The 17538-nt window shown below is 32.4% G+C and carries 12 protein-coding genes; 3 read left to right on the forward strand and 9 right to left on the reverse strand.

The window, feature by feature from the left end:
• Nucleotides 1–89: 89 nt before the first annotated feature.
• Both ACH5TX_RS11715 and ACH5TX_RS11720 read left to right on the forward strand, forming a co-directional pair.
• Nucleotides 90–818: a head GIN domain-containing protein gene (locus ACH5TX_RS11715; protein WP_439339684.1), complete on the forward strand. Its 729-nt coding sequence runs from the start codon at nt 90–92 to the stop codon at nt 816–818.
• Between the two features lie 165 nt (nt 819–983).
• Complete coding sequence (locus ACH5TX_RS11720; RefSeq protein WP_439339685.1) at nt 984–1823, forward strand: GIN domain-containing protein; 840 nt, start codon at nt 984–986, stop codon at nt 1821–1823.
• A gap of 52 nt (nt 1824–1875) precedes the next feature.
• Here the strand turns inward: ACH5TX_RS11720 and uxuA are convergent, their stop codons facing one another.
• Nucleotides 1876–3054, reverse strand: a complete 1179-nt coding sequence (uxuA, locus tag ACH5TX_RS11725; RefSeq protein WP_439339686.1) for a mannonate dehydratase — start codon at nt 3052–3054, stop codon at nt 1876–1878.
• Between the two features lie 29 nt (nt 3055–3083).
• Entirely contained in the window at nt 3084–3911 is an 828-nt protein-coding gene (locus tag ACH5TX_RS11730) for an SDR family oxidoreductase (protein WP_439339687.1), read from the reverse strand.
• A 156-nt stretch (nt 3912–4067) separates the two neighbouring features.
• Here ACH5TX_RS11730 and ACH5TX_RS11735 point away from each other — a divergent pair, with 156 nt between their 5' ends.
• The gene (locus ACH5TX_RS11735) at nt 4068–5156 is read left to right on the forward strand and encodes a substrate-binding domain-containing protein (RefSeq protein WP_439339688.1); all 1089 of its coding nucleotides are present in this window, start codon (nt 4068–4070) and stop codon (nt 5154–5156) included.
• On the opposite strand, the gene ACH5TX_RS11740 is transcribed toward ACH5TX_RS11735, so the two are convergent.
• From ACH5TX_RS11740 to ACH5TX_RS11770, 7 genes are all read right to left on the reverse strand, one after another.
• Complete coding sequence (locus ACH5TX_RS11740) at nt 5153–7105, reverse strand: sialate O-acetylesterase (RefSeq protein WP_439339689.1); 1953 nt, start codon at nt 7103–7105, stop codon at nt 5153–5155. The two genes, ACH5TX_RS11735 and ACH5TX_RS11740, sit on opposite strands and share 4 nt — an antisense overlap.
• A gap of 12 nt (nt 7106–7117) precedes the next feature.
• Nucleotides 7118–8623, reverse strand: coding sequence for an alpha-L-fucosidase (locus ACH5TX_RS11745; RefSeq protein ID WP_439339690.1), 1506 nt, complete (start codon nt 8621–8623; stop codon nt 7118–7120).
• Nucleotides 8624–8631: 8 nt separating this feature from the next.
• Nucleotides 8632–10716, reverse strand: a complete 2085-nt coding sequence (locus tag ACH5TX_RS11750; protein WP_439339691.1) for a beta-galactosidase — start codon at nt 10714–10716, stop codon at nt 8632–8634.
• 130 nt (nt 10717–10846) lie between these two features.
• Entirely contained in the window at nt 10847–12361 is a 1515-nt protein-coding gene (locus tag ACH5TX_RS11755; RefSeq protein ID WP_439339692.1) for a cellulase family glycosylhydrolase, read from the reverse strand.
• Nucleotides 12362–12424: 63 nt separating this feature from the next.
• The gene (locus ACH5TX_RS11760) at nt 12425–13258 is read right to left on the reverse strand and encodes a sialate O-acetylesterase (RefSeq protein WP_439339693.1); all 834 of its coding nucleotides are present in this window, start codon (nt 13256–13258) and stop codon (nt 12425–12427) included.
• A 1-nt stretch (nt 13259) separates the two neighbouring features.
• On the reverse strand, nt 13260–15512 hold the full coding sequence (locus ACH5TX_RS11765; RefSeq protein ID WP_439339694.1) for a glycoside hydrolase family 3 C-terminal domain-containing protein: 2253 nt from the start codon (nt 15510–15512) through the stop codon (nt 13260–13262).
• Nucleotides 15513–15521: 9 nt separating this feature from the next.
• Nucleotides 15522–17519 (reverse strand): glycoside hydrolase family 97 protein, encoded by a 1998-nt coding sequence (locus tag ACH5TX_RS11770; protein ID WP_439339695.1) that lies wholly within the window; start codon nt 17517–17519, stop codon nt 15522–15524.
• Between the last annotated feature and the right edge of the window lie 19 nt (nt 17520–17538).

The following is a 17538-nucleotide window of genomic DNA, read 5'->3' on the forward strand; positions in this document are numbered from 1 at the left end:
ACAACAATTCAGATATTTAAGTTATTAATCAAAACTTATTTAAAAGATATTTGAACCAACAAAAACCATCAATCAAAAAACGAACAATCATGACAACACTAATCAAAATTATAGTAGCTACTATATTAAGTTTAACCCTTTTTTCTTGTAATTTCGATATTCATATGAACTCTGGAGTTCGAGGAAATGGTAATGTACAAACTGAAGAACGTGCTATAGATGGTGCTTTTTCTACCATAAAAGCAACTGAAGGTTTAGATGTTTACTTAACTCAAAGTAATAATGAAAGCATCTTAGTTGAAGCCGATGAAAATTTACACGAGCTTATTATTACTGAGGTTAAAGATGGTGTTTTAAAAATTCACACTAAAGAAAATATTGGTAGAGCCACTGCAAAAAAAATCATTGTAAACTTTAAAGATATTTCTAGTATTATTTCTACCAGTGGTAGCGATGTGTATTCAACAAACACCATAGAAGTAGAAGAACTAGAACTTAAAACTACCAGCGGAAGTGATATGACTTTAGAGGTAAACACCGCGGTTTTAAACTGTAAATCTACCAGTGGAAGTGATTTAAGATTATCTGGGAAAACAGAAAGATTAATTGCTGAAGCTACCAGTGGTAGCGATATTAAAGCAGAAAACTTAGTTGCCAAATCTAGCCAAGTAAAAGCAACTAGTGGTGCCGATATTACAGTAAATACCTTAAAAGAATTAATAGCCAAAGCTACTAGCGGAGGTGATATAAAATATTACGGAAACCCTGAAAAAGTTGATAAAAACAACAGTACTTCTGGCAGTATTAAAAAGAAATAAAACCAACCTTACAATCAACCAATTTGATAAACCATTCTAAACGAAATTTTAAGTTTAGGATGGTTTTTATTTATATTTGAACATACGCCAAAAATAAATAATGTCTTATGAGTGACATTTTATACTAAAACAGTGTCTAAAAAGCGTATAATCAATCTATAAAACATGAAAAATAAACAGTTCCTAGCATTAATATTTTCTATAAGTTTTGTTTTTTTTAATTATGCACAAAAAATTGAAAAGGTAAAAGGCAATAGAAATCTAACTATAGAGCAATCTTACATTAATTCTTTTCACACTATAATTGTTGATGAAGATTTTGAAATTGATCTGATTTATAATAACGAACCTTCTGTTGAAATTGAAGCTGATGAAAACCTTCATGAATTTATAGTCTTTGAAGTTAGAGATAGTATTCTTTCTTTTAACAAAACAAGACGAATTACTTCAAAAAAGAAACTGCATATTAAAGTGTTTTATGATGATTATCTGTCAACTATTGAAACCCGTGAAGATGCTGAAATTTACAGCATATCAACTATAAATTTAGCAAACGTAAACTTAATAACATCAGGAAGTTCTAAAGCCGAATTAACCATTAAAACTCTTAATTTTAATTTTGAAGGCTTAGATAAATCTAAAACTAGACTTAATTTAACTGCCGATAGTACGAAAGTTGTTTTAAATAGTAATAGTAAATTAGAAGCCTTAATTAATTCTCCTATTGTAAAAACCGATTTATACCAAAGAGCACAGGCTACAATTGAAGGTGATTGTGATGATTTATTACTAAGAACAGATAATACTTCTAAGTTTACTGGTAAGAACTTCACAACAAAAACTTGTAATCTTATTTGCGAAATGGATAGTGACGCTATTTTAGAAATTACAGATGCAATTACGTTAGAAGCTTCAGGGTCTAGTGCTGTTTACTTATATAACAATCCGAAAATTATTGTAAATAGATTAACCGAAAATTCTAAAATTCAGAAAAAAGAAAAATAAAAAAAGTCGCATTTAAAATGCGACTTTTTTTATATCCAATAATATTGATTAGTTATACCAAGCTTTTAGAAATTCCGTATTCTAAACCTCTTAACTCTGCTAACCCACGTAATCTTCCAATACCAGAATAGCCTGGGTTGGTTTTTTTATGTAAATCATCTAACATTTGATGACCATGATCTGGACGCATAGGAATGGCAGTATCTTTTCTTCCTGCTTCTACTCGTCTTTTTTGCTCTACTAAAACTTCTTTAACAATGCTGTACATATCTACATCTCCTTCTAAATGATTGGCTTCATAGAAATTACCTGCTTCGTCACGTTGTGTACTTCTTAAATGTAAAAAATGAACACGATCTGCAAAATGTTTAAAAATTTGTACCAAATCATTATCAGCTCTCACACCTAAAGACCCTGTACAAAATGTAATTCCGTTAGAAATAGATGGTACTTTTTCAAATAAATAAGCATAATCTGCTTCTGTACTTACCACTCTTGGTAAGCCTAAAATAGGATATGGTGGATCATCAGGGTGAATACACATTAACACCTCATTATCTGCCGCAATAGGAATTATTTCTTGTAAAAAGGACACTAAATTGTCTCTTAACACATCTGCTGTAATATCTTTATAAGTATCTAAAATAGTTTGAAACTGTTCTAAGGTATACCCTTCTTCAGCACCTGGTAATCCAGCAATTATATTCTTTACTAGTATCGTTTTTTCTTCTTCGCTAATAGCATCAATATATGCCTTAGCTTGCTTTTGTTGTGCTTCAGAATAACTATTTTCAGCACCCGGTCGTTTTAATAAAAACAACTCGAAAGCAGCAAAAGCAATCACATCAAATCGTAAAGCTTTTGAACCATCTTCAACTTTAAAACCTAAATCGGTACGCGTCCAATCAAGTACAGGCATAAAATTATAGCAAACTATGTTGATGCCACAACTCGCTAAGTTTAGGATGCTCAATTTATAGTTTTCAATATAGGTTTCAAAATTTCCTGAACGTGTTTTTATATTTTCATGTACCGGAATACTTTCAACAACACTCCAAGTAAGTCCTGCTGCTTCAATAACCGCTTTACGCTTATTAATTTCTTCAATCGTCCAAACCTCTCCGTTTGAAATATGATGTAATGCCGAAACAATACCTGTTGCTCCTGCTTGTTTTATATCTAATAATGATACGGGATCATTTGGTCCGTACCAACGCCATGTTTGTTCCATTTTCATGTTTTTTTGATTCTAGTTTTTTATTAAACCCCACTAAATGCACTAAATCCGCCATCAATAGGAATAACAACACCTGTTACAAATGATGATCCTTCACCACATAACCATAAAGTAGTTCCTACTAAGTCTTCTGGTTCACCAAATTTACCCATAGGGGTTTGTTCTATTATGGTATTGCCTCTAGGTGTTAACTCTCCTGTTTCAGTTGTTAAAAGGGTTCTATTTTGATCTGTTAAGAAAAAACCTGGTGCTAGAGCATTTACACGAATTCCTACTTTTGAAAAATGTACCGCTAACCATTGTGTAAAATTAGACACTGCTGCCTTAGCGCCACTATACGCAGGTATTTTTGTTAAAGGCGTAAACGCATTCATTGATGAAATATTTAAAATACTACATCCTTGTCTACCAACCATATCCTTTGCAAAAACCTGTGTTGGAAGCAAGGTTCCTATAAAATTTAAATCAAATACAAACTTGATTCCATTAGGATCTAAATCGAAAAACGTTTTGAATCCATCTGTATCATTTGTAAGATCGTCTTCTAACAAATGTGGATTTGAAGTCGTTCCTAAAGGATGATTCCCTCCTGCCCCATTTATTAATATATCGCAAGCTCCTAATGCATCGTTAACCACTTTTTTTGCAGCTATCAGAGATTCTTTTTCTAATACATTCGCTTCTACTCCTATGGCTACTCCTCCACTAGCAGTGATTTCATTAGCTACAGTATCGGCAGCTTCTTTTCGTAAATCTAAAACTGCTATTTTATGGCCTTCCTTGGCTAGTGCTTTGGCTAAAGTGCTACATAAAACACCTCCAGCTCCTGTTAAAACAATTACTTTACTCATTATTATTACTTATTTATTAGTTGAAAACTTAATATACATGTGTATATATAACAAATATAATTAAAAAATAGTGTGCGCACACGAAGATTTAAATATTATAACTAACTTGCCTAAAATTTAATTACAAAAAGAAAGGTTTTATTTTCTAATAATTTTATGATTACAATAAAAGACATCGCTAAAGAAGCAAATGTATCAGAAGGTACTGTAGACAGAGTTTTACATAATCGTGGTGGTGTTTCAAAAAAAACAGAAGCTAAAATTAGAGAGATCATAGAAAAAAGAAACTTTAGTGTAAACCCTGTAGCTAGTGCGCTTGCATTAAAAAACAAATATAAAATTGCTGCATTAATTCCTGATTATAATGACACCGATTTATTTTGGAAATCGCCGTATTTAGGTATATTAAAAGCAAGTGAAGATGTTAAAAACATAGGTACTCAAGTCAATTGTTTTACATTTAATCAATACGATGCAAATTCTTATTTAAAAACCTATAAAACTTTAATAAAAACTAGTCCCTCTGCTGTTTTAATAGTGCCGATTTTTATAGAAGAAACAAAACTAATTGTAAATGAATTAGAAAAACTTAGAATCCCATATATGTTTTTAAACATTGATATAAAAGGATTTAAGAATGAAGCTTTTATTGGTCAAGATTCTTATACAGCGGGTTATATTGCTGGAAAATTAATGCATTTAAGTTTACCAGAACAGTCTAATTTTTTAATTATTCAATCCAGATATAAAACAACTAAAAACAATGCTATTTCTAAAAGAATTGAAGGTTTCAATGATTATTTTTCTAAAAACAATATAAAAGAAGAAACATCCATATTAACCATAGACAACATAAACAACACTATTGAAACCAAAGAAAAAATACATTCATTTTTAAAACAAAATGAAGCTATAAAAGGCATTTTTATTCCCTCAAGTAGAATTCATGCTTTTGTTGATTATATAGAAAAAGAAGCTTTAAAAAACCTTAAACTCATTGGGTTTGACAATACACCACAAAATATTGCTTGTTTAAAAGATGATACAGTTTCTTTTTTAATATCTCAAAAGCCTTTCGATCAAGGTTATGAATCTATTCGGCTTATGGTTAATTATTTAAATAAAAAGACCATCACTAATAATAAAATATACCTTCCTATTGACATTCTCACAAAAGAAAATGTTGTTTATAATGAAAGAAGTGAATTTATGTTTGAAAATGAAAACATAAATAATATTGGTTAATTTAATGTGTACTTCGCTTCTTTAGTAAGTGTTTCCCATGTATCTGTTCTAAAAGGTGACGCTGGAAATTGTTCTTTATTGAATAAATTACAATCGCCTGCATCATCTGCCCAACCATAACGAATCGTTACTGGGTTTGATACATTTTCATTATAAATAATAACCTTGTTATCTTTTATGTAAGCCTTTGCAAAATGAAAAACTTTATCTGCTTCAGCAATTTCAAAACCTTTTATGTAACCATATTTATCAGGAGTCATTAATCCGCTACCTATATTATCAAAAGTTATAATAATTTCATTTTCTTTTACTTCCATAGACTTAAAAGTGGGACCACTAAAAACGACATCCTTATCATAAACATTATTTAAAGCAATAGCAGCAAGTCGTTTTCCAACATCCTGTTTATTTATTGGATGAATATCCTTGGCATTACCAATATCTGTCGTTACACACATCCCTGTGTTAGAAACCGTTTGTAAAGTATAAGATTGTGCTTCTCTAAGTTCTGCCCATTTACTGCCTTTATTACTATTATCTCCTCCAAATTCATCATAACTAGATAATTGTACAAAATAAAAAGGAAAATCGCCTTGACTCCATTTTGTTCTCCAATCTTCAATCATTAAAGGAAATGCTTTTTTGTATTGCTCTGCTCTATTAACATTCGCCTCGCCTTGATACCATAATACACCTTCAAAAGCATAAGGGATTAATGGATATATCATTGCATTATAAAGTAATGATGGGTAACTGTTTGGAGACACTTGACTTCTTATATCTACGACTTTAAATTTCCATTGACCAACTAAAGAAATTACATCATTCTGCGTTGATAGTTTTAGATCTGAAGCGTCTCCCCAAATACCGCCTCCTCCTGCATAATCAAAAATTCTAATAGCAATAACGTTTTTTCCTTCCTTTAAAACATTTTCAGGAATATTATAAGCTCTTTTTTCGTCATATCTTCTGGTAGTTCCAACAAAAGTACCATTTACGTACGTTGAATCTTGGTCGTCAATTTTTGCTAATTCCAGATACCCTTCTTTATTGGCGTCTTCTTTAGAAATGGTAATGGTTTTACGCATCCAAACCGTACCATCTAAATTGGTTAATTGTTGACTTTCCCAATATTCTGGCGCGTGCATTTCTGGCCAATTAGCATCCCTATAATCAACATTTTTATAAGACGATTCATTTTCAAATGACACTTTCGATCCTTGAATTTCTTCAACTTTATTAGTAATCAATTGCATTTGTTCTTCTAAAAGCAAATCAATATCAATATTTGGCATTTTAGCAATCATGTCTTTAAATTCATCACTTCCTTCAAAAGCTTCTCTACTAGTCCATGTTTCAACATTAGTGCCACCCCAAGACGAATGAATAATACCAACAGGAATCTTAAGTTGCTTATGTATCTTTTTTGCGAAATAATATCCCACAGCCGTGAAATCACCCACAGTCGTTTTATCGCAAATTTTCCAGTTTCCAGATTTCAACTTTAATTGCGGCTTAGAAGCCATATCTTTTTCAACTAAAAAATGGCGAATCATAGGATAATTAGCATCCTTTAATTCTTCTTTAAAGTTCATAGCGCGTTTAACAGGAAACTCCATATTAGACTGTCCGCTACAAATCCAAACCTCTCCAACTAAAACATTATTTAAGACTATGGTGTTTTTGCCTTTAACAGATAAAATGTAAGGCCCTCCAGCTGTTTCGGGCTTTAAATTCACTTTCCATTTACCTGATTTATTAGCCTTTGTTTTTACAATTTGATTATTAAAATGAATGACTATTTTCTCGTTAGCACTTGCCCATCCCCAAACTGAAATAGGTTTATTACGTTGTAAGACCATACCATCGGAAAACAATAATGGTAATTCTACATTAGCATAAGAGCAAAGTGTAGAAACAAAAAGTAAGAAAGAAAAAAACAATTTCATAGGTGTCTATTTTTACGATTCTATTTCAATTTTAATAACAAAGGCTTTATCATCAATTTCTTGATTAGGCGTTTTTAAATGTAAGCCTTTATCATCAATTGAAAAAGGAACGTCATTTTTATATCCCAAAATAGAAACGGTTTCAATTTCCGGAATTTGATTTCTTATAACAGCTTTTGTAAATGTCGATAAAGTTAAAGGTTTATTATTTCCAGGCCAACCTAAAACAATAGCATAAATAGTATTTCCTTTTCTGGTATAACGAATATCTTGGGGCGTATAAGTAATCTTATCTAAAAACATACCCGACTTTTCTTGTTTGGTAGGACCTTCTCCAAAAACTTTCCATGGTCGAGAACCATAAATAGCTTCTCCATTAATTTTTAACCAATCTCCTATTTCTAATAAAATGTCTTGTTGATTTTGAGGAATCATGCCATTTGCCTTAGGAGATACATTAAGCATTAAAGCCCCATTTTTACTTACCACATCGGCTAAAACATGAATAATTTCATTCGTTTTTTTCAAGTCTAAAGTATTCGTATAACTCCAACTCCCTACAGATACGGTTTCGTCGGTTAACCAAAAATCTTTAGTGATTTTATTCATACGGCCTTTTTCAAAATCTTCAAGACTTACCGTTTTTGGAAATTCGCCTTCTTTATGCGTAAAAACAACTTGCTTATTCTCGTCTACAGCATTGTTGAAATAATAGGCTGCAAATTCTTGTTTAATAGACTCAGGAATTTTTTGAGTTTGACTATCGAAATAAATCAAATCTGGACTGTAATTATTTATCACTTCTTTTAACTGACCAATCCAGTCACTATTAAATTTTTCTTTTGAAATATTGCCATACATTTTCGCTAAAAGCAGATCTTCAGAAGATGTTGGTAATTTAGGGTTATATGGAAAATACGATGTATCATTCAACCATTTTTCTGGTTGTTCTTTAAATATTTGAAAGTTTCTAGCCATGTGAAAAGACGCCACTAACTTCATGTTTTTTTTCTTAATAGCTTCACTTAGTTCGCCATAGACATCTCGTTTTGGCCCCATATCAAGGGCATTCCATGGGTTAATTTTACTTGCCCAGTTAGACCATCCATCGTGGTGTTCGGCTACCAAACCTGCAAATTTAGCACCCGATTTCTCAAAAAGATCTGCCCAAGCATTGGCATCAAATTTTTCTGCTTTAAACATAGGCACATAATCATGATATCCAAATTTTGAATGTTCACCATAGGTTTCTACATGGTGTTTAAATTCATCTGAGCCTTCTATATGCATATTTCTTGCATACCAATCGTTAGCAAATGCTGGAACCGACATCACGCCCCAGTGTGCATAAATTCCAAATTTGGCATCTTTAAACCATTCGGCAGCTTCGTCGTATTTTGCTAAAGATTCCCAGTTGGCCTCATATTTAGGTTTTACGGGTTCTTGTTGTTTCTTTTTGTTTTTTGCACAGCTAAGAACACTAAGTGCTATGTATAAAATATAAACCGATTTTCTCATATTCGTAATTATTCTGTCCAAACCGTTACACCACCAGACTCCACTATTTTTGTTCCAATTAATATGTTTGCTTTGTTTGGTAATTCTAACGGATAAGCTTTTGATGAATAATTTACTGCTACCCAAAAGCCATCTCGCCATTGCACATAAACACCTTCTGGATAATTTTCAGTAGAAATATTAGCGTTATTATATACGCTTCTTAATACATCTTTTTCAAGTTGTGCATCATCTGTATCTACTCCAATATAGGTTACAGTGCCTTCACCTATTTTATTGGTTACCACGGCCGATTTTCCTGCATAGAATTGATTCGTATAAGTTGCTAATACATTTTCTGGTTTGTTAGCATTTACTAAATCTGCCCAATTATTCCAGTAATATTCGGTATTGTCATCAGAAATAGTGCCTTTCATATTTGGTAATAAATGATCGAAATAATCAATTTTAGCATCAATGAGTGGATATATTTTTTCTCCGTAAGCCGATTGAAATAAATGTCCGTTTTTATCTTTAACACCTGTTCTAACCGTTAAAACAAGATTTCCACCTTGCTTCACATAATCAGTCCATTTTGTAATAGTAGCATCATCAACCAACTCAAAAGCTGGAATAATAACCACCTTGTAATCATTTAAATTATCATCGTCATAAATAATATCTGAAGGCGCTCCAAACGATTTACTTATTTCTAAATATTTCTGAAAAAATGATAAGGTATTCCATTGGCTTGTTTGTCCTTGCCTACTCATACTCCATAGGTTATCGTAATTCCAAAGTAAAGCTGTTTTTCGTTTTTTTAATTCTGAAGGCATTTTAGATTTGGGATTATAGGCATCTCTTAAAATTTTCATTTCTTGAATAGCTTGCTTATAATCTTTTCCGCCTTGCGATAAGGATACTCCGTCTAAAGTTGTAATACCACTATGGTATTGTTCTGCACTGTAATTTATTTGACGATACCTATACGAACATGCAAACGATAAATCGCCTCCAAAACAATGGTAAAGCCACATGCGTAATGCTCCTGGTTGTAATAACGGATTTATGTTTCCCCAATTCACAAAACCAGGTTGTAATTCCATAACGCCAGACACTTCATTTTCTGGTTTAAAGAAACTCAATGCAAACGAAATTTCTTTAGAATCTCCTAGTCTGAATCCGTTTTCACCAATATTAGCTTGCCCTTTGTTTGGGTAACTTGTAAAAGCGTTAAAATCTAGTTTATTGGTACGCCTTGGGTCTGCTCCATAAGTTGTTGCTGTATAATTAGTAGTGATGTATTGGTTTTCAGATATTAACGGACGTAATATATCGGCTTGAAAATCTAAAAAATTGGCTTGCATATCTGCCGAATAGCGTTTAAAATCTAATAAAGCATGCGGGTTTGCTCCCCACCACCCTACATGATTGGCATTGTGGATTTTTATTTGATTAAAATCGACATAGGTTTGATTCCAAAAAGCTGCTCCCCAAGCATGATTTAAAGCATCAATGGTTTTGTATTTATCTTCTAACCATATTTTAAAAGCTTCTTGCGACGATGGACTATAATCTCCTTTAGCTTCAGGTTCGTTATCTAATTGCCAACCAATAACAACTGAATTATTTCCATAGCGTTCACCTAGTTTTGTGATTATTTTTTTTGAAAAATCTCTCCAAACAGGATTGCTTAACGATTGCTGCGCTCTTGTACCATGTTCTGCTCTTAAATAATTAGAACCCATGGCGTAAATTTCAGGATATTTAATACCCATCCAAACGGGAGAAATGGCTGTTGGTGTTCCTAAAATGACTTTTAAATTGTATTTAGTAGCAAGATTTATAACCTCATCTAACCATTCAAAATCGTAAACACCTTCTTGTGGTTCCATGTTTATCCAAGCAAATTCTGCTAGGTGGATAAATTCAAAACCTAATTCTGATATATTTTTAATATCACGTTCCCAATCACTTTTATCCCAATGTTCTGGATAATAGTATATGCCCATAGACATTAAATCTTCTTTTGGGAAGAATCTTGATGCCTTTTGCGCATTAATATTTAATGTTATAATGAAGAATAAAAATAAATTAAAAAGTATATTTTTCATCGTCTATAATAATTTCTTTTTTAATAATCTTATATGCTAAAACAATAGTAATTTTAAAACAAAAAGATTCTTGTTTAATACTCCAAACAAGAATCTTTTAAAACTAACTCAAACTAATTAATACTATGTTTTAATTCAATCCTTCTAAAAGAGCATCTAATGCTTGTTGATCATATACGGAATTGTTACTTCTATCAAAAATACCAAATCCTTTATCTCCTATACTTCCTTCATCCCAATAAAAAGGTAATAAGCCATTTGCTTTTGCCTGTTTTACGACATATTTTAAATAATAAGCTCTTGAATTTAAATGCAATGTTAAATCATCACCTGTTAAAGTCATTCTTCTAATAGCACCAAATTCGCCTAATATTACAGGGATACCTTTATCAACAAATTGTGCCTTCATTAAAGCAAAATTAGTATCTACCGAACTTTCTTCTCCCCAAGTTGCATTACGTTCTGTATCTGTAGTAGAGTGGTAATCTGCTCCCCAGTAATAAGACATCTTTCCCCAAGAAGCATCTTCGGTAAGTCCTGCAAATTGCCATGGTGTGTAATAATGAATCTCAGCCATCAAACGATCTGTTGCTGTATCTGTTGGTAATGTATTCATTAAATTATTTGTTAATTCTATATCTGTTTTAGGACCTTGAACGACTAACGTTCTATAGGCATTTTTACCTCCTGTTGCTCTAACAGCATCTATAAATGTTTGATGAAAATAATTTAAAACACTCATTGCTGCTGTATCTTCTGCCTCTGGTTCATTAGCACTAGCAAATAATAAATGTTCGTCAAAGTCTCTAAGATGCGTCGCTATTTGTTGCCAAAATGCTTTTTGCTTCGCATTAATAGTTACTTTATTAACTTCTGTAATGTTATTTTCTAACCAGCCACCATCCCAGTGGATGTTTAATATTGCATGCATATCATTGTCAATACAATACTGAACAACGTCTTTAACTCTATCAAGCCAATCTGCTTTTATTTCAGCTGTAGCTTCATTAGCAAGATATTGATTCCAAGAACAAGGAATTCTAACCGCATTAAATCCGTTTGCTTTAACAGCATCTATTAAGGCTTTAGTAGCTTTAGGGTTTCCCCAAGCTGTTTCTCCTCCTGAGGCTTCTAAAGTATTTCCTAAATTCCATCCAAGATTGATTTTTGCTGCAATTTCTGCAGCACTACTACTCATACCTGTTGCATCTGCCGCAATAGGATTTGTATTATAATCTGGATAAATGTTACTAGTTGAAGGTGTTCCTGCTTGAGTAACTATTATTTTTACATCTGAAATATTATTAGCCTTTATAGTAACTGTAGCAGTACGTTCCGTAACTTCCGTATTTTCTGTAACTGTTATACCAACAGTAGTCGTTCCTTTTGTTCCAGATGCCTTGTTTAATGAAATCCAACTGGTTCCAGAAGTGTTAATTTCCCAAGTGTCTACATTAGTGGTAATTGTTAAATTGAAACTATTAGCTTCTTTTTCAAAATCGATACTACTTGTATTTGTTGTTAGAGTATAGACTACAGAATCTATTGGACCTTCTTCAGGTGTATTATCTGAGCTACAAGCAAAGAACATCGTTATTACTAAGCTAATAATACTATTTATTATTTTACAATTCAATACTTTCATATAACTTAATTGTTATTTTATTTTTTTCTAGAAAACCTTTTACATTTAGTTTTCTAATGCTAACTAATCATTAACTAAATGAACTCCCATTAATGACAGCATTTGTAGTGCATAACGTTTTCCTAGCTTCCTGTATCCTTCTGAATCAAAGTGTGCATTATCTTTAGCTGTACAATCGCTTGATGAAATAACAGATGCCGTTGGTATAGTACCTGGAAGCCTGTTAATTATTGAATTCATACTTGAACAACAATTGTCCTCTGCAGATAAAACTTCTCCGGCAAGCAAGGGAATTGAATCTGCTTCAAGTGACAAATCAGTCAATATATCAGTATAAATCTTTTTTACATAGGATAGCCATTCTTCTTGCCCTGTGTTTGTTTCCCCTTGATGCAATAGAATTCCTTTTATCACACCATCTTGCTGTGCTAATTTTGCAAGCTCAATAAGATGATTATAAGGATTCCCTTCATAACCTGAAATTATATTTTTAAACCACTCTTCTTTTATTGTAGCGTCATAGTCTTTATAAATATCCTTATCGAACAACCTGATATCACACCCACCAATAGCAACATTAATAACTCCTACTTTTATGCTATCTGGAAGTTTTTCTACCATAGTTCTACCAAAATAGTCTGCAGGAGAAAGACCTGATGAGCATAAACATAAAGGTGGTTCTGCTGTTCTCCATTTGTTTATTGGTTTCCCTTCGCATTCAAGTGATTGTAAAACCTGAAAGCGGCTATCAACCGTTTTATCTTGTTCTTCAATTAATCCTTGCCCTTCCATATTTGACTGTCCAAAACATAGATATATATGGAAATTAGGGTTTTGTGCAAAAATATTTGCAGATAATAAAAGTACACCAAGTAGCATTAAAACTTTCTCTTTCATACTATTCAATAGTTATTTGAATTTCTTTTTTAATACTCCTTGAAGAGTTTCCTATTTTAATATTATAAGTACCAGATTCTACAAGCCATTCCTTTTTCACTTCATTATAGTAAGCTAGTTCTTTTACAGGCACTTGAATGCTTACATGTTCTGAAGTACCACTTTTTACAAATACTTTTTTGAAACCCTTTAATTCTTGAGCTGCTTTTTCAACATAAGACTTTGGATCTGAAATGTATAATTGAGCGACTTCTTTTCCATCAACATCGCCTGCATTTTTGATAGTAAATGTTACTTCTATAATTTCATTTTCAGTATAACTTCCTTTATCTGTTTTTAAATCTGAAAACTCAAAATTTGTATATGATAATCCGTATCCAAAAGGATATAAAGGTTCTACATTTTTAGTATCGAACCAACGGTATCCTACTAAAAGTCCTTCGGTGTAAGTCACCGATTCGACACCAGGAAAACTATGTGTAGCATGTGCTGGTGAATCTTCAAGTTTTTTAGGCATGGTCCAAGGTAATTTACCTGAAGGATTAACGGTTCCTAAAATCACATCGGCTAAAGCATTTCCACCTTCAGAACCATTAAACCAACTCCAAATTAAAGCAGAAGCTTGTTCTTTTACTTTTCCTAAATCGAAAGGCGCTCCTCCAATCATTACAACTATAGTATTCGGATTAACCTCTAATACTTTTTCTATAAGAGCTTCTTGTCCGAATGGTAAAAACAAATTAGCTCTATCTGAAGCTTCTGTTTCGTAATCTCTATTAGAGCCTGCAAAAATGATTGCTAAATCAGAGTTTTTGGCAGCATCTATAGCTTCATTTAATTTTGCTTCATCTAATTCATTTACAGTAATTGGACCATTATGCGAAACATCTTCTTTTTGATCATTATTGTTTTCACTATATCTTTCTAAATAACCTTCAGCATAATTAATAGTGATATCTTTTGGCAATCTGTTTTGAAGACCTTCTAAAGGTGTTACTTCTCGTTTTGTTTTAACACCTGCTCCAAATCCGCCTAAAGCATTTTTCTTTGTAGCATTATTTCCTATAACTGCAATAGACTTTACTCCCTCTAATTTTAAAGGCAAACTGTTTTTTTCGTTTTTTAACAATATTATAGATTCTGCTGCAACATTATAAGCATCTTTATAATGAGCTTCTGTTGCAATGCTTCCTTCTTCTCTATCTTTTCCATCAATGGCTTTAACTTGATATAATACAGTTAAAATTCGTTTTACGTGTTTATCTATTTCTTCTTTAGAAATCTCACCAGCCTTTGCTGCTGCAATTAATTTATCTGCTAAAAAATATTCATTAAAAGGTTTTGGAGTTCCCATTTCAATATCCAAACCATTCACTAAAGATTTTACTGTAGTATGCACCGCTGCCCAATCTGAAACCACAACACCTTTAAAACCCCACTCGTCTCTTAATATTTTATTTAGCATATAATCATTTTCACATAAATAATCGCCTCTAAATCTATTATACGCTCCCATTAAACTATAAGCATTAGCCTCTGTAACAGCGGCTTTATATGCAGGAAGATAAATTTCGCGTAGTGTACGTTCATCTACTAAAACATCTACAGAACCACGATTGGTTTCTTGGTTATTTACAGCAAAATGTTTTACACAAGTCATGACATCATTATCCTGTACACCAACAATAAAAGGAACCGATAATTTTTTATTTAAAAATGGATCTTCTGTAAAATACTCGTAGGTACGGCCTCCAAGAGGTGATCTAATAATATTAATTGCAGGTGAAAGCAACATATCTTTTCCACGCGCACGGGCTTCTTGCCCAACACTATTTCCAAAAATATAGGATAACTCTGGATCCCAAGTTGCAGCTACTGCTCCTGCTGCCGGATAATAGGTTGCAAAATCGTTATCCCAACCTGCTGAAGCCCAAGAATCTCTAGAGATTTCTTCTCTAATTCCTAGAGGGCCATCAACCATTTTTAATTCTGGTATTCCTAATCGCTCAACACCTCCCGTAGCAAACATACTTTTACCATGTAACATACCTATTTTTTCTTCTAAAGTCATTTGAGACACTAAAGAATCAATTTTTACTTCAAATTTTGAAGCATCAAATGCTTTTGGTATATATATTTTCTCTGAAGAATTTGTTGTTTCAGCTACTACTGAATCCTTTTTTGTTTCTTGCTTACAAGATTGTAAAGAAAAGAACAAACCTATTGTTGTTACTATTAATATATTTTTCTTCATTTTTTTAAATTATATTTTTTTAAATCGAATAGCTGTACCGCCTCCTGAAGGTAATTTTAAAACCATTTTATCTGATGCTAGTACTTCTTTAGTTGAAATAGCAATACTTGCTGGATTATTCTCTAAATCTGTTCCTTCTGCATCAGCATAAATTTGCGCTTCAAACTTACCATCTCCTAAAAATGATAAATCAATTTCTAAATCACGTGCTTCTTCGTTGGTCATACTTCCTAAATACCAATCGTCAGATTTTAAATCTTTACGAACCGTTGTAATATACTCGCCAATTTCAGCATTTAACACTTTTGTATCTTCCCAATCTGTTGGTATATCTGATAAAAATTGAAACTCTGGCTTGCCTATATAATTTTCAGATAAATCTGCCAACATTTGAATAGGCGAATACATGGTTACATATAATGCTAATTGTTTTGCTGCAGTGGTGTGGACTCTACGATTATTAAAACCTTTTGTTTCTAAAACATCTATAACACCTGGTGTAAAATCCATAGGACCTGCCAACATTCTAGTAAATGGTAGTGTTACCGTATGATTTGGTGGATTCCCGTCACTCCAAGCATTATATTCTTGTCCGCGTGCACCTTCTCTAGCCATCATGTTTGGATACGTTCTACGTTCACCAGTAGCTTTAATGGGTTCATGAAAATTTACTGTTAGCTTATATTTAGCAGCTTTCTTTAAAACCTCTCTGTAATATTCTACTCCAAATTGACTCCCATGCCATTCTTTCATGTTTAGCATATCACCAACTTGCCCTATTTTTACATCATTAATCCCCATATCTTGATACAATTTCATACCAGCATCAATCTGCTTTCTGTAATTGATGATATTTGAACCTGTTTCATGATATCCAATAATTTTTACATCATTTTCTTTGGCATAATCTGTTACTTCTTTTAAGTCAAAATCGTCTGTAGATTCTGTAAAACTGAATTCATGCATTTTATTTTCATACCAAGCTGGTGTCCAACCTTTATTCCAACCTTCTATCAATAAATGATGAATACCTAATGTTTTACAGTCATCAATATATTCTTTTGAAATTTTAGTACTTGCACCATGTTTTGGACCTTCCCAAAAGGTGTATTTTGAAATATGCATACCCCACCAAACTCCAAGATATTTGTAGGTTTCAATCCAACTAGTATCTTCTAATTTATTAGGTTCGTTTAAATTTAAAACGATGTAAGATTCTATTAAATCTCCTGGTTTTTCTCCAATTTGAAGAGTTCTCCAAGGGGTTTTAAATGAACCATTCGTACGTACTTTATCGCCATTGCACCAAGGCATTAAATCGAGATCAAAATGAGTTCCGCTTTTGTGAGCCACTGTATAGCTTGCAAAATCCTTCAGGTCTGCTTCGTGAAAACTTAAATACAAACCATTATTACTCTTGATTGTTAGCGGTGTATGAATGGTGTCTAATGTGCTTACTGCCGATTTTGTAAACAAATGCTCATAACGGTTTGTTTTATAAGCTGGAATCCACCACGTATCACCATCATTTGCTAAATTGAAAGAGGTGAGTTCATCCATGATAACAATACTCTCTTTTCCTTGTTCTGGATACACATATCTAAAAGCAATACCATCATCAAAAGCACGAAATTGAATTTCTAATTGTCTTTTTGTTTCTGATATTTCCTGAAGTGTTACCGATAATTGATTGTAATGATTACGGATATTGTGCTTTTCTCCCCATACTTGTTCCCAAGTTTCATCAAAAGTTGTTTCTTCTGTATGAAGTATTTCAAAATTGTTGCTTAGAGAATCGTTGTCTTTAAATATGAAACCTAAATCGGATGTATTTAATACATTTTTGTCTCCATGAGACACACTGTATGTTGGTACACCACTTTGCAATTCAAACTTTATATTATTTTTTGAATTAGGAGATGCTACTTGATATATAGCATCTTTTTCTTGCTTTGCACAAGAAATACTGAGCATAACTACTAAAGCTATAGATAGCTGTTTAATCATTCTTCTTTTTTTAGTTGAT

This window comes from Thalassobellus citreus (assembly GCF_044385915.1).
Taxonomy (GTDB): Bacteria; Bacteroidota; Bacteroidia; order Flavobacteriales; family Flavobacteriaceae; genus Thalassobellus; species Thalassobellus citreus.